This is a genomic window from Paenibacillus sp. HB172176 (genome assembly GCF_011947265.1).
Taxonomy (GTDB): domain Bacteria; phylum Bacillota; class Bacilli; order Paenibacillales; family Paenibacillaceae; genus Pristimantibacillus.
In genome coordinates, this window is sequence record NZ_JAATHD010000004.1 from 296,171 (window position 1) to 311,153 (window position 14,983).

The window sequence follows — 14,983 nt, forward strand, 5'->3', positions numbered from 1 at the left end:
TGCGTGGATTGAAATCCATGCCGACCCGGTGAATGTCGCTTGTGTCGTGTCGCATCCTACGCGGATGCGTGGATTGAAATGTTTGCCCTGGCATCGAACGAGTAGCCCACAACGTCGCATCCTACGCGGATGCGTGGATTGAAATCGAGCACGGAAAACGAGAGCACCGGCGAAGTTAAAGTCGCATCCTACGCGGATGCGTGGATTGAAATCGTTAATGTTGTTAGCAAGGTTATTCAAACCAATCGTCGCATCCTACGCGGATGCGTGGATTGAAATCTGTTGACTCGGGCATGTCGTAAATCAAGTTTAGTCGCATCCTACGCGGATGCGTGGATTGAAATGACCGATGACGGGAACGCCAACCGTAAAGCTTGGTCGCATCCTACGCGGATGCGTGGATTGAAATGTTGGATCGTGAAAGAACAGAAGATTGAGCCGAGTCGCATCCTACGCGGATGCGTGGATTGAAATGGCTCGAAACGGAGCTGCGTGGGATCAATCGGGAGTCGCATCCTACGCGGATGCGTGGATTGAAATTCAGGTCTGTTTTGAAGTCGAAGCACCAGTGGAGTCGCATCCTACGCGGATGCGTGGATTGAAATGCTGCCGGTCCGCCAGCTCCGCAATGCTGTTGGGTCGCATCCTACGCGGATGCGTGGATTGAAATATACATCGTGAGATTATCTTAAGGCTATGTGAAAGTCGCATCCTACGCGGATGCGTGGATTGAAATCGGCATGATAAACGGTGATACAAAGCTATGGCTAGTCGCATCCTACGCGGATGCGTGGATTGAAATGTCGCTACAGTCCATCGACCGGACGCGAGTTTCGTCGCATCCTACGCGGATGCGTGGATTGAAATCAGATGTCCCATGGCGTCGCCTCGTGCCAATCATGTCGCATCCTACGCGGATGCGTGGATTGAAATAATGTTAGCGTTGCAAAGGTGTGCCGCATTGTAGTCGCATCCTCCACGGATGCGTGGCTTGAAGGAGGGCGTTGATTGGCAATTCATGACCGACGATGCAAGGATTGAACTAAAACGACTTTACCCACATTTTGGGATTGATGGTACTACAGACAATTGATGTAACACTGCGTTCCAACGCTACAGCGCCGTTCTCGATAGCCTTTGTATGTTCGATGTACTGGCTGTGTTTGCTATAATCATAATCACAATTAACGATTGATCGTCAATGATCAAATCATTCTTTTTAATAGTCTTTTCGATATTGAAAGATTTTGTTTATCAATGCAAATTTTGATAATTTCGAATGGCAACACATCAGGATGGATGGCATCCGACAAGGCTAACATACGAAACCAGATGAGATAAAGGGGAAGATTTCGCTCCGATATACCGCGTTTCATCTTGAAATAGGACTGCAGCTTATTAGCAACAATCGCAATCGGAGAGTTTTCGGTTGAATTGGCAGCAATATGAGAGGGTAATTGATCCTGCTGATGAATCACGCGAAGCAGCACTTCGCTTGGATTCTCCCGATTGATTGCGATGGAAGAAGGTATTCGTTAGATCGCTGAATACCCGCTTGCAATGGTTGCAACGATATCTTTGCCATCCGGTTCCGTGAACATTGCCGTATTTCACATAATCGGAAATCCGTTTGCCGCTCCTCGTATAGCAATGCGGACAGAAGACGCCCCTCGTGAATCGTTCCCTGCGAACAGTCTCATAATCGATATGAAGCAGTTGCTCCGTTTCCTCCAGCAGCTCCTCGACAAATTCCGCTTGAGTACTCTGCTGACTGCCCCGATTTTGTTGAATTATGGCCATTACATTCACCTCTCCGTCCCATTCATGCATCGATATGCAAAGTATACTTAAACGCTTGCGATGCAGCAACAACTATCAATCATTAATTGTTATAATGAAGACGGAACAGGGGACAACCTGTTGCAAGAAGAGGGGCATTGCCGTTACTCTACTAACATCGAATAAAGCAAGAGACCCAAGAAGGAGGATCAAGCAATTGGATTCGTATTTATCGCCGGCAGGGCTGCGGGCTGTGTCGGAATTAAGCTATTTGACCGCGACGAATGTTGCTAGATATCGCGCGATTATGAAATTCGTATATTTGGAGTATCAGAGATTGAAGTATTGGCTGCGTCCGGAGGAAATTTACGAGGGAGTCACAGCTTGGTCCGTGCTGGAGGGCTACACGATGGAGCAATGCGTGTCGGATCTGGAGAGTCTGAAAAATTGGGGCAACCTGGCCTCGCGCCATGACGGCGGACGGGCTTTGTCGCTGGAAGAGTATATGAGGAAGAAAAGTCAGTATCTGCTCACGCCGTATTCGATTGAAATCGAGAGGATGCTGGAGGCGCTTGAGAAGGTGAAGGGGTATGGCGGTTCGCTCGAAACGACTTATTTCGACACGATTTCGGAATGCGTGCATCAGATTAGGGAGAAGGGCGACCTCTTCGAGGAAGGGGAGGCGTTGCAGAATTGGGAGAAGCTTTATGTGGCGTTCAAAACGATGCACGAGAATGCTGCGGATTTCATTGCCAGCATCCATTCGATACAAGCGGATGAGATGATGGCGACGGATGGTTTCCTCATGCTGAAGGATAATCTGGTGAATTATTTGCAGCATTTTGTGAAGAGTCTCCAGCGAAGCGCGTATCGCATTGAAGGGCAATTGCAGCGCGTGCGCGACGGCATGCGCGATCTCTATATTGAGAGGGTGCTCGAGGATGAGCTTCGCAAGCCAAGGTTGGAAGAGGGGAAATCCGCGGAAGAGCTGAGAGCGGAGTTTCATCAAGGCTGGATGAATCTGAAGCGATGGTTTATCGGGGACGAATTGGAGCAAAGCGAGTTGACCTTGCTTGAGAAGGCGACGAAGGAGACAATCGCGAAGGTGGTGCGCAGCGCGGTTCGCCTGCAGGAGCGAAGGCGCGGCGGCGTTAGCAGGCGCAATGATCTTGAGAATTTGGGCAGACGATTCGCCGAGCTCGAAAATCTTGACGAGGCGCATAAGCTGGCCGCGTATGCGTTCGGCTTGTTCCCCAGCAGGCATCTGCAAGGTGAAGATCGCCGGGAGACCGAGCGAGCGGATGCGTCGACATGGGAGGAGCCGCCGAATGTGAGGCTGATTCGCACGCGAAGTCGGAAGCGAGCGAGCAAATCCGCATCCGAGCCGATGCGTACGCATACCGCGAAGCGTGAGGCCTATCGCAAGCAGGTGGAGGCTCAGCTTGAAGAGGAACGCGCTTTCGTCACATGGATGCGCGAGGCGGGAGAACGCAGCATAATAGAGCTGCCGGTTCTGAAGGCGAAGGATCGTATGCGGCTTCTGCAATGGATTGGCCGATGCACGGCGACGGCTTCGCGATCCTTTGTCACATCGGATGGCTATAAGGTGGCGATTGCCTGGCCGGAGCATGATGAGGATGCGGTATTGCGCAGCGAGGATGGCGAGTTGATCATGGCTAATTACCGGATTAGCGTAACGGGAGGAGAAGCTCGGAATGGCTAGGGGAGGAACGACTTCCAATGCGATCAGGCGGATGCGCTCGAATAAGAAGGCGGATGCGGAGCAATGGAATGAACGAAGACGAATATGTGCGCATGCTTTGCTGAACAGGCCCTGGATTGCCAAAGAAAAGGATGCCGAGCTGTTCTATTGGATCAAGGATCAATATACGGAGCTGAGAGATTGGTTCGCAGAATTTACAGGCTTTCTCTTAATTCTGACGAGAACGATGGCGAAGCTGGACAAGGCGCCGCTCGTCGCTGAATCGTGGATGGGTTTTCCTGAATTTCGAGATCCGCGGGATTATGCGTTGTTTACGTATGCGCTGTGGTATCTCGAATCGAAATCGGAGCTCGATCAATTTGTGCTGACAGATATTGTGGAGCAAGTGAGCGAGCAATTAACCGCCTCGGGTCTAGCTATGGATTGGGAAAATTATCAGCATCGACTATCGATGGTCCGCGCGCTCAAGAAGCTGCGCGTGCTTGGCGTACTTGTTCATATTGATGGAGAAGAGACGGATTGGGCGCATGACACGGGCAAGAATGTGCTTTACGAATGCGCGCCGGTTGCCAGATATGTGCTGCGGCATTTCCCCAAGGAATTGAAGCTATACAGGAGCCTGGAGGAGATGAATGATCAAATCGTCTACTCGGAGACGACGGAGGGCGAATTGCGCAAGAGGAGGCATCGGGTATACCGCCGATTGCTGCTTGAGCCGGCTGTCGCCGATCGGGACTGGAGCAAGGAGGATCTGTACTATGTTGTGACGCAGAGGCGGGCCATTATGAATCAGATGCAATTCATGTTCGGCATGGAGGGCAGCCGCTATCGGGAGGGCTTGTTCTTCTTCTATCCGGAGCTGAGCGGAGAGTGCGCATTATTTCCTACTGCGGCAGGCGTGTCTGATCTTGCGCTGCTCTTCGCCGGAGAGCTTCGAAGGCAATTGGATGAGCAGGATTGGTATTTGACCGAGCAAGGCACGGTGGAGCTGTCCAGAACGGATCTGGAAGCGCTGCTGTATAAGCTGAAGCAGAGGTACGGCATGTACTGGAGCAAGGAGCATCGCGAGATGGGGCTTGGCGAATTGGCGGACGCACTGACGCGTCATATGCAGGAATGGGGTTTAGGGTACGCGCAGAGCAAGGATAGCTCCGCAGAACGATTCGTGGTTTCTTCGGTCGTATCCAGGTGGAACGCGGATTATTCATTGGATGAAGAGGAGGTTTAGCGGTTCATGCAGACAGAAGTGGATGTGGATATAGCTTTGAATGACGAGAATGCCGAGCGCAATGAGCGGCAGAAGCGCAATCGCTGGCAAATGAACAGAGCGGGGATATTGAATTTTTGGTTTTACGAGGAAGAGGAGTTTGAGCTGGAGGATGGACGAATCGTTCTGCGAGGGACGAATGGAGCGGGCAAGTCGGTTACGATGCAAAGCTTCGTTCCGCTTGTGCTGGATGGCGATAAACGGCCTCATCGCCTGGACCCGTTCGGATCGAAGGATCGCAGAATCGAATATTACCTGCTGGGGGACAAGGAGGAGCATAGCGACCGGACAGGCTATCTATGGCTTGAATTCAAGCATCCTGTTAAGAATATCTACAAGACGATCGGTATCGGTCTCAGAGCCAGGCGCGGAATGACGCAGGTGAATTTCTGGGGATTCGTGCTGGAGGACGGCAGAAGAATCAATCATGATTTCTGGCTGTATGATCAAATGCTGGAGCTTGAAGGGCAAGGAAAGTTCCCGCTTGATCGCAAGGTGCTCGAGCTCGCCATTGGCGCCGGAGGCCAGGTGGTGCAGGAGCAGCGGGCGTATCGCGAGCTTGTGAACCGCTCTTTGTTCGGCTTCCATGACAAGGACGCCTATACCGACTTGCTGCAATTGCTCGTTCAACTGCGCAGTCCCAAGCTGTCCAAGGATGTCAAGCCAACAGCCATCTATGATATTCTCGTACAAGCCTTGCCGCCTCTTCAGGAGGAAGAGCTGCGTCCGTTGTCGGAAGTGATGGAGGATATGGATCAACTGGCTGATCGCCTGGAGGAACTGAAGCTGCATCAATCGGAGCTTGATAAGATCAGCCGCAGCTATGAGCAATATAATCGATTCATTCTTTATCAGAGCGGCAAGCAATTCATGGACGCGCATGCCGAGCATGAGGATGTTCGGGATCGGCTCGCTTCTTTAATGAAGGAGCTGCATGGGAAGGTTCAGGAAAAAACGGATACAAAGGCTGCTCAGGAGTCGGCGCAGGCGAGCCTGCTGGAGGCGGATACGGAGCTGGAGCTGCTGGGTCGCAGCGAAGCGATGGAGAAGCAGCAAGAGCTGGAGCAGACGGAGCAAGCCTTGCAGGAGACGGAGCAGTATAGCGAGCAGTCGCAGAAGCGGTTAACGGCTGCCCTGCGGAATGCCGAGACGGCGCATTGGAATGAGGAGAAGGCGAAGAAACTGCAGCAGGAATTGCTGGATATGCAGCAAGAAGGATTAGAGGAATTGGATGCGCTGGCGAGCGAGATGGAATTCCGGCATCATGGCGTATATGCGAGATACTGGAGTCCGCAGCCGCCGGAGGAGCTCTCCTTCGTCACAGCCTGGAGAAGGGATACCGAGGAGCATCGGAGCGAGATCAACGAAGCGTTGAAGCTTGCGGAGCAAGAGCGGGAAGCGGGGATGCTCGTTGCGGAGCTGGACCGCCAATTGGGTGCTTTGCGCGCGGATCGGGATCAATCCGAGCATGAGATGCGAGGCGCTGAGGAACGTTCCGAGAAAGCGCTGAGTGAATGGAAGGAGCGGCTGCTCGAATGGAAGCAATCGCTTAGGGCGCTCAGACTGGATGAATCGACGGCGCAGGCCATGTTCGCCGCAAGCGGTGCTCTGTCGTATGAGCGGCAAGCCGTTGAGGCGGTTCTTCAGCCCGTTCGCAGCGAAGCTGAGCGGCAAAGACAGACGATCTGGCGAGAGAAGCTGGAGCTGGATCGGCAGGTGGACAGCGAGCAAGCGGACTGGGAGCAGTTAGCCGGTGAGAAGCGCGCCTGGGAGCAATCGCGAGAGCCTGAGCCTCTCCGCAGTGGAGCAAGGACGGCGACTCGCAGCAAGTACGGTCAAGCTGCCGGCGCTTCGCTGTACGAGGTATGCGAGTTTCATCCTCATGTCTCTGCTGAACAACAAGCCAGCGTGGAGCTTTCCTTGTTGAACAGCGGATTGCTGGATGCCTGGATTCGCCCTGACGGAGCAATCGGAACAGTGAACACTGAGGACGAGGAGGTCTGGATTAGCGCAAGACCGCTTGATTACGGATATACGCTCGCAGATATTTTGCGGCCGGCTCCTTCTGTGGATTCGGGACTTACAGAGCAGGTTGTCGATGGGGTGCTGCGCTCCTTCGCGTGGGGAGAGGTTTTCGATCCTTCCTCGATTGACGAGGAGCAGAATCCAATGGTGATAGGCCGGGATTACTATCAATTCGGCTCCGTTGTAGGAAAGGTGAACGGCGAAGGGCACCGGGCGCAATTCATCGGTATAGAAGCCCGGAAGCAATTCAAGCTGGCGGAGATTGCGCGGCTGGAGCAGGAGATGCAGCAATGTGAAGACAGGCTGGAGGAGCTGCGAGGTCGAATCGTGGAGCTGGAGCAAGCCAACGAGGCTGTTAACAACGAGCTCGCGCTCTTCCCGATTCATGACGGATTCTATCATGAGGCGCTTCTTGCGGCATGGAAGGAACAATATGAACGAACAACGCGATTTGCGTTGTTGCTTGAGCAGGAGAACAAGATGTCGGAGCAGTTGAGAGCGAAGGAACAGCATCGCGCGGGATTGAAGCAAGCGTTAATTGCGGCAACCTCGAACTGGACGAGACTGAAATCGCTCGCGGTTATGCAAGAGGCGTTAAGAGCCATCGCTGATTATCTGGAGGGTATTTCGCAGCTGCAATCGGATTGGAGAGAATACCGGCAGAAGTCGGCGGAGGCTGATAAATACGAAGCGGAAGCCCGGCAATACACGGAGGATGCCGAGCTTGAGGAGGAGAATCGCGACAAGCTGCTGGATAAGCTATTATCGTTGCGAGTGAAGACGGAGCAATTGCGCAAGCTGATGGCTGAGCTTGGCATTAGCGATTTGCATGAACGTATCAGCGAATTGAAGAGAATTCGGGTTCATCAGCAAGAAGAGTTGAAGCGTCTGGCGGAAGCAATGATTAAAGTGGAGAGTCGCATTGCCGTGCTGAAGGATCGACAATCCCAGCTCGCTGAGCAAGAACAGGATTCAGAGGATAAAATGAAGCATCGTTCCCGGGCATTCGCCGAGGAATGTCGGATGCAGCTTGTGCCGGAAGCAGCCGAGCGGGAGCTCAAGGGAGAAGCGCAGTCCGTGATGTTTGGAGCATGTCAAACCGTTGTGGCGCAGCTCGAGCCGATGGTTGCTCGCGCGAACAAGGAACGACTCAGCGGCGTGCTGCAGGATCAATTCAATGCGGCCAAGCATCTGCTCGGCGAATATGTGCTGGAAGCGGAAATCAGCGAGGAGGGCCGCATCACTCTGCTCTCCATGCGCGATCGGACCAGACCGCAGAAGCCAGCCTCCCTGCTCGCGGAGATGGGCGAGCTGTTAACCGAGCAGGAGAGCTTGCTAAGCGAGAAGGACAGGGAGCTGTTCGAGGAAATTATTTTGCGAAGCGTCGGCAAGTCGATCAGGCAGCGCATTCAGCGTGCCGAGCTTTGGATGAATACGATGAATAAGCTGATGGCGGAGCGAGATACATCGAGCGGGCTTAAGCTTCAACTGCAATGGCTGCCGAAAGCGGCTCAGTCCGAGAATGAGCTGAACAGCGACGATCTGGTTGAATTGCTGCGCAGAGACGCCCATCTGCTTCACGATGATGAGGTGGAGCGTCTGGTCGCCCACTTCCGTTCCCGGGTGCAATGGGCCAAGCAGGGAGCCATGGAAGAACGCGAGGCGCTGCGCAAGCATATCTATGAGATGCTGGATTATCGTTCCTGGTTCCAGTTCTCTCTCCGCTACAAGAAGGGGGAGGAGACGCAGTACCGCGAGCTGACGGATGCCAGGTTCAACGTGCTCAGCGGAGGCGAGAAGGCAATGTCCATGTATATTCCGCTATTCGCCGCGACTTATTCGCGCTATGCGGATGCGAGCCCGGATGCGCCGAAGATTATTTCGCTGGACGAGGCGTTTGCCGGCGTTGACGATGAGAATATTCGCGATTTGTTCGGGCTTTTAACGGAGATGGACTTTGATTATATGATGACCTCGCAGGTGCTATGGGGCTGCTACGATACTGTGCCTAGCCTTGGGATAAGCGAGATATACAGGCCGAAGGACGCGAATTTCGTCACGGTGTTCCGTTACCGCTGGAATGGCCGGAGACTGGAGACGGTCGTTGCGGAGGGAGAGGAAGAGCAATGAGCCTGGAGGATGAGGCCAGGCGATACTTCGGACAAGCGGGCTTCGAGCGGTTTCTCAGACGGTTAATGGCGCAATATAAGGCTTCAAGCTCAGGAGCCAGAGGCTATGTAACCTTGTCGAATCTATCGGATGACGAACGTCAGACGCTGAACCAGTTTTATCGTACGTACAGTCCTCCCGTTCCGAATGAAACGAAGAGATTCTCCATTCGGAGGTTCGAGAAATATTTGCAAGAAAGTCGATTTGCCCTTACGGTTCCTGACCTATTAATGCTGCTGAGCGGTGATGATGTGCGAACAAAGCTGGAGCAGCGCAATGAAACCGATGCGCAGTGGCGGAGCATGATTGCCGGAGCCATTGCGGCAGCGGGGCTGTCGGACAAGACAGGCGATCCTGTGTGTATCTGGGCCAGGGGACTCGAAGCCGAGTCCTCGCCCGGCTCCCGCACGCTAAGATATGTATTTGTCCGATCAAGCGAGGAGGCGGAGCGTTGCCTTCGGGTTTGTTTGAAGGCGTTACTCGCTGTTCAGGAGAGGGGGCGTGGCGAATGGCTTCGACTGCCGATACTATCCGCGCGAGTTACGGGAGACGCTCATGCTCTCGATTGGAAGAACTCGCTTGGCAGAATGTTCTGGTGGGGACTGACCGTTGTGGGCGATCAATCAAATGAGAATGGATTCGATATGGAAGTAGGAGAGAGGGAGACTTCCCATATTGAGAAAGTCGATGCCTTTGCCGTATCTGTCACGAATGCAATCGTTATTCGCGAGGTCTATCGCAGAGGAGGGATTGCAGATGACGATCTGTCCTCGCAGGTGATGCTGTATGCGCCGTCGCTGTTCTCGCAATGCGAAGAGCGGATTTTGACATTGAGGCAGGTAGAGCAATTATCGGCCAGTCAGTCGGCTCTCTTTTCGCATCCAACGGTATATATGGTCGAGAATCCGGCGGTCTTCGCCGAACTGATAGATGCGGATCGAAAGCTTGGCGAAGCTGATTCGCGAAGGAGTCCCATCATTATCTGCGGGAATGGTCAACCGTCGGTGGCGGTTATCAAGCTGCTGGATTGGTTGCTTGGCAGGGGAGAGGGATTCGCCTCTGAGGATAGGGAGCTATATTATGCTGGCGATTTGGATGCGGCAGGTCTAAGTATTGCGCAGGGCTTGCGCTCGAGATATCCGGAGCATTTCCGCGCTTGGTGTATGAGCGCTTCAACCTATCTGTCATATGTCGATCAAGGTATTGGCATGGGAGCGGAGGAGCGCGGAAGAATGATGCAATTTGTTGACATTTGGGACTCGCAGCTGCCGGTATTAATGAATGAACACGGAGTTAAGCTGCATCAGGAGCTGTGGGTTGACGAACTGGTGAGAGATATGGAGAGGCGTTGTGAGAGGCGGTAAAAGGAGCTTTTAAAACGGATCTTCACAATACATGTGTGTATGGTAAACTGAATGATAAAGGTGCGAAATGCTGGTGCGAATGTGAAGCGAACATGGAATTCCCGGGGGATTCGCACCACATTTTTCTTCCGAATTCATTTGATTTTTAATGAAACGGGAATAAACAAAGATTGTAATGCGTATTTTTACATCTTTTCGAATGAGATAAGAGCGGATAAATGCTTTTTGATGCAAAATTCGCTGTCGCATCCCTCGCGGATGCGTGGATTGAAATAATCTGTACCAAGCGCTCATTCTCAACTCGTTTGTCGCATCCCTCGCGGATGCGTGGATTGAAATATGTCCTCACCTCCGTTATACTAAGTAAGGCATGTCGCATCCCTCGCGGATGCGTGGATTGAAATCAGCACGACAGAGGAACTCCACTCGCTCAAGAGTCGCATCCCTCGCGGATGCGTGGATTGAAATTCGTAAAGCTGGCGGCTGTAGGGCAATGACTCAGTCGCATCCCTCGCGGATGCGTGGATTGAAATCAGTCTGCCGCCGTTGCAACGAGATTCGGAATGGTCGCATCCCTCGCGGATGCGTGGATTGAAATCTCGCTTCTGCAAGCGACCTCGCTTTGCTATGTGTCGCATCCCTCGCGGATGCGTGGATTGAAATCCAAGACTAACCCCCACCACAAGTCCGACTGTCGTCGCATCCCTCGCGGATGCGTGGATTGAAATATTTGGTTGTTTTTTAAATTATGGGATTTAGCTTGGTCGCATCCCTCGCGGATGCGTGGATTGAAATTTTTAAAAACTCATTTGGCTCAAATAAAAAACGAGTCGCATCCCTCGCGGATGCGTGGATTGAAATGCTGCTCCTGCTACTGGTGACACTGATATTGATAGTCGCATCCCTCGCGGATGCGTGGATTGAAATTCCCTTTGATACCTTAAGCAAATTTTAACTCGATGTCGCATCCCTCGCGGATGCGTGGATTGAAATCCAACACGGAAGCGTGGGAGAAAGCCGAGCGCAGTCGCATCCCTCGCGGATGCGTGGATTGAAATCCTTTTGCCGATCCAGCACCGCGATCTTTGTTGCGTCGCATCCCTCGCGGATGCGTGGATTGAAATCACTTGAAAAATGGTCGCAAGAGATGTGGGACGTGTCGCATCCCTCGCGGATGCGTGGATTGAAATGCGCTCGCATCGGAAGAGGAATGGGAACGTCCCCGTCGCATCCCTCGCGGATGCGTGGATTGAAATACAAATTGGCAAGAACCGCTATGCAGAAGCGAATGTCGCATCCCTCGCGGATGCGTGGATTGAAATAATCCATGTTATTCCTACATCTGTGCTTATTAGGTCGCATCCCTCGCGGATGCGTGGATTGAAATCTGCGATGCGGTAGCCCTCGGGGATCGCGTCCCAGTCGCATCCCTCGCGGATGCGTGGATTGAAATCCTTTTGCCGATCCAGCACCGCGATCTTTGTTGGTCGCATCCCTCGCGGATGCGTGGATTGAAATGCTCCATCCTCCTTCGCAATATGAATCTATCAAAGTCGCATCCCTCGCGGATGCGTGGATTGAAATCCGATCCATGCAAGGTTAAGTTTGCGCCCGTGAGTCGCATCCCTCGCGGATGCGTGGATTGAAATTGCGCCAGCCGAACAACTTTTCAGCGATTAGAGCGTCGCATCCCTCGCGGATGCGTGGATTGAAATACTAGACTGTTGCTGCTGCACAAGTCTTGTTTAGTCGCATCCCTCGCGGATGCGTGGATTGAAATTCACCGATCCCATTGGGGCAATCTCGATCACTATGTCGCATCCCTCGCGGATGCGTGGATTGAAATAAGCGGGATCGTCATATTGTTTTTCGTCCGAAAGGTCGCATCCCTCGCGGATGCGTGGATTGAAATGGAGCGTTACTGATTGGGTTATCGGTATGGGCAGTCGCATCCCTCGCGGATGCGTGGATTGAAATGGATTTGTCCGTCTCGGGTTACAAGTCAGTTTCGTCGCATCCCTCGCGGATGCGTGGATTGAAATCGACTTTGTTGGAATGAAGTGGAACGCCGATGCGTCGCATCCCTCGCGGATGCGTGGATTGAAATGGGATCACAGGTAGCACCCCATAGAATGGAAGAGTCGCATCCCTCGCGGATGCGTGGATTGAAATCCCGCTGTCTCGATGATGTCGCCCAAGTACACGGTCGCATCCCTCGCGGATGCGTGGATTGAAATCGCTCCATCACATTTTGATGGACGAAACGGCAACGTCGCATCCCTCGCGGATGCGTGGATTGAAATCAGCGCGGGAAGCTCGCTCGATGATGTGATCGCGGTCGCATCCCTCGCGGATGCGTGGATTGAAATGAATCAGACATTGCCCCCACCTCCTTGCTGGGAGTCGCATCCCTCGCGGATGCGTGGATTGAAATCAATCTGCGTTTTTGCGGTTACGCCGAACCAGTAAGTCGCATCCCTCGCGGATGCGTGGATTGAAATGAGTCTCGCCGTTAATTGACAAGTGTTCGCATGAGTCGCATCCCTCGCGGATGCGTGGATTGAAATATTCATCCATGCGGATAGTCAATTCGGACAAAGGTCGCATCCCTCGCGGATGCGTGGATTGAAATGCGAAGTAATCTATCTGTACGCCGGAGAGAGGGGGTCGCATCCCTCGCGGATGCGTGGATTGAAATTCCTGCCTCATTTGTTGCTGACCACGGAACTAGGTCGCATCCCTCGCGGATGCGTGGATTGAAATATAATCAAATTCGTCTGATTCGCCTTTGTGGCGGTCGCATCCCTCGCGGATGCGTGGATTGAAATACTAAATAATAATACGCCGGATGCACTATACATGTCGCATCCCTCGCGGATGCGTGGATTGAAATCCTCGCCATTTTTAAGCCATAGAAGCGGCAGCGGTCGCATCCCTCGCGGATGCGTGGATTGAAATCTTGAGAAGGTATTAACAGCAAATGAAGCACGCGGTCGCATCCCTCGCGGATGCGTGGATTGAAATGACACCGAACTCTGCACGCTGGGCCATCTCTAAGTCGCATCCCTCGCGGATGCGTGGATTGAAATCCGCGCTGGTCGATTGGTCAAGTCAAAACGTGCAGGTCGCATCCCTCGCGGATGCGTGGATTGAAATTCTATTGGCGGTGATGGGGATATGAAGGTAGTAGGTCGCATCCCTCGCGGATGCGTGGATTGAAATCCGCGCTGGTCGATTGGTCAAGTCAAAACGTGCAGGTCGCATCCCTCGCGGATGCGTGGATTGAAATTCTATTGGCGGTGATGGGGATATGAAGGTAGTAGGTCGCATCCCTCGCGGATGCGTGGATTGAAATAGGTCCCTAATCCTCGCATCGGGAAAGAAATAAAAAGTCGCATCCCTCGCGGATGCGTGGATTGAAATATAGCTATACAGCGGAAGAATTGCTTGAGTTGCGTCGCATCCCTCGCGGATGCGTGGATTGAAATTATTGGGGGTGTTACAATAAGGAGACATTGATGAGTCGCATCCCTCGCGGATGCGTGGATTGAAATCATCATCGAGATATCCAATCTCGGATATCCTTGAGTCGCATCCTTCGCGGATGCGTGGATTGAAATCGCTTTTTTGGTCGGGATGTGTGTTTTAAAATCCGTCGCATCCCTCGCGGATGCGTGGATTGAAATGCGTATCAAGGCGGTTAATGGACGGTGTGGCGAGTCGCATCCCTCGCGGATGCGTGGATTGAAATTTGCAGCGTATCGAGATAAACCGATACAGGAGAGTCGCATCCCTCGCGGATGCGTGGATTGAAATCAGTCCAAGTACAAAATGGGTGATCCGATCACATGTCGCATCCCTCGCGGATGCGTGGATTGAAATGACTGTATATATGATACTGATATTGGATAAGCGAGTCGCATCCCTCGCGGATGCGTGGATTGAAATAATGAAGCATATCGAGCATATGAAAAATCCCTTGGTCGCATCCCTCGCGGATGCGTGGATTGAAATCCTGCATGAGCGCGCCGCCATTCCGAACGTTTCGTCGCATCCCTCGCGGATGCGTGGATTGAAATGGTTTATAGGTTCTCAGTGACTGCGCCTGCCGCGTCGCATCCCTCGCGGATGCGTGGATTGAAATTTTTTTGAGCAATCGCCCAACAAGATCATCCTCGTCGCATCCCTCGCGGATGCGTGGATTGAAATAAACCACTTGCGTACCTCTCTGCTGCTATGTGCCGTCGCATCCCTCGCGGATGCGTGGATTGAAATGGTATAGTAGACCTGACCTTTTAAGATTGGTTTGTCGCATCCCTCGCGGATGCGTGGATTGAAATCAATTGCCGTTGCTGTCCTTTTCGTATTCGTATGTCGCATCCCTCGCGGATGCGTGGATTGAAATCACATCATCTATAATATTGTTTCCGTTTTTTGAGTCGCATCCCTCGCGGATGCGTGGATTGAAATCAGGAGGGGTAGGGGGGGCAAAATCTCTATCAATGTCGCATCCCTCGCGGATGCGTGGATTGAAATTACTTGCAAATTTGTAACATCAATCGGAGGCGTGTCGCATCCCTCGCGGATGCGTGGATTGAAATTCCCAAGGTATATTTACCTCGGGGATTTTGGATCGTCGCATCCCTCGCGGATGCG

Annotated in this window: 5 protein-coding genes and 2 CRISPR repeat arrays (2 of these 7 cut by a window edge); of the genes, 4 read left to right on the top strand and 1 reads right to left on the bottom strand. The window is 52.7% G+C overall.

Going from position 1 to position 14,983, the window contains the following annotated elements; translation table 11 throughout:
• Positions 1-998: direct repeats of the CRISPR family, unit length 32 nt; unit sequence GTCGCATCCTACGCGGATGCGTGGATTGAAAT; it begins 1,792 nt to the left of the window's first position.
• Between the two features lie 400 nt (positions 999-1,398).
• On the bottom strand, positions 1,399-1,800 hold the full coding sequence (locus HFP08_RS08405) for a hypothetical protein (RefSeq protein WP_168120136.1): 402 nt from the start codon (positions 1,798-1,800) through the stop codon (positions 1,399-1,401).
• A 196-nt stretch (positions 1,801-1,996) separates the two neighbouring features.
• Here HFP08_RS08405 and HFP08_RS08410 point away from each other — a divergent pair, with 196 nt between their 5' ends.
• From HFP08_RS08410 to HFP08_RS08425, 4 genes are read left to right on the top strand one after another with little or no spacing between them, the layout of a single operon-like run.
• Positions 1,997-3,502, top strand: coding sequence for a TIGR02677 family protein (locus HFP08_RS08410; protein WP_168120137.1), 1,506 nt, complete (start codon positions 1,997-1,999; stop codon positions 3,500-3,502).
• Positions 3,495-4,730, top strand: coding sequence for a TIGR02678 family protein (locus HFP08_RS08415; RefSeq protein WP_168120138.1), 1,236 nt, complete (start codon positions 3,495-3,497; stop codon positions 4,728-4,730). Before HFP08_RS08410 ends, HFP08_RS08415 begins: the two co-directional genes overlap by 8 nt.
• A gap of 6 nt (positions 4,731-4,736) precedes the next feature.
• Positions 4,737-8,924, top strand: coding sequence for a TIGR02680 family protein (locus HFP08_RS08420; protein ID WP_168120139.1), 4,188 nt, complete (start codon positions 4,737-4,739; stop codon positions 8,922-8,924).
• Complete coding sequence (locus HFP08_RS08425) at positions 8,921-10,327, top strand: TIGR02679 domain-containing protein (RefSeq protein ID WP_168120140.1); 1,407 nt, start codon at positions 8,921-8,923, stop codon at positions 10,325-10,327. Before HFP08_RS08420 ends, HFP08_RS08425 begins: the two co-directional genes overlap by 4 nt.
• Before the next feature lie 242 nt (positions 10,328-10,569).
• Positions 10,570-14,983: direct repeats of the CRISPR family, unit length 32 nt; unit sequence GTCGCATCCCTCGCGGATGCGTGGATTGAAAT; it runs 796 nt beyond the window's last position.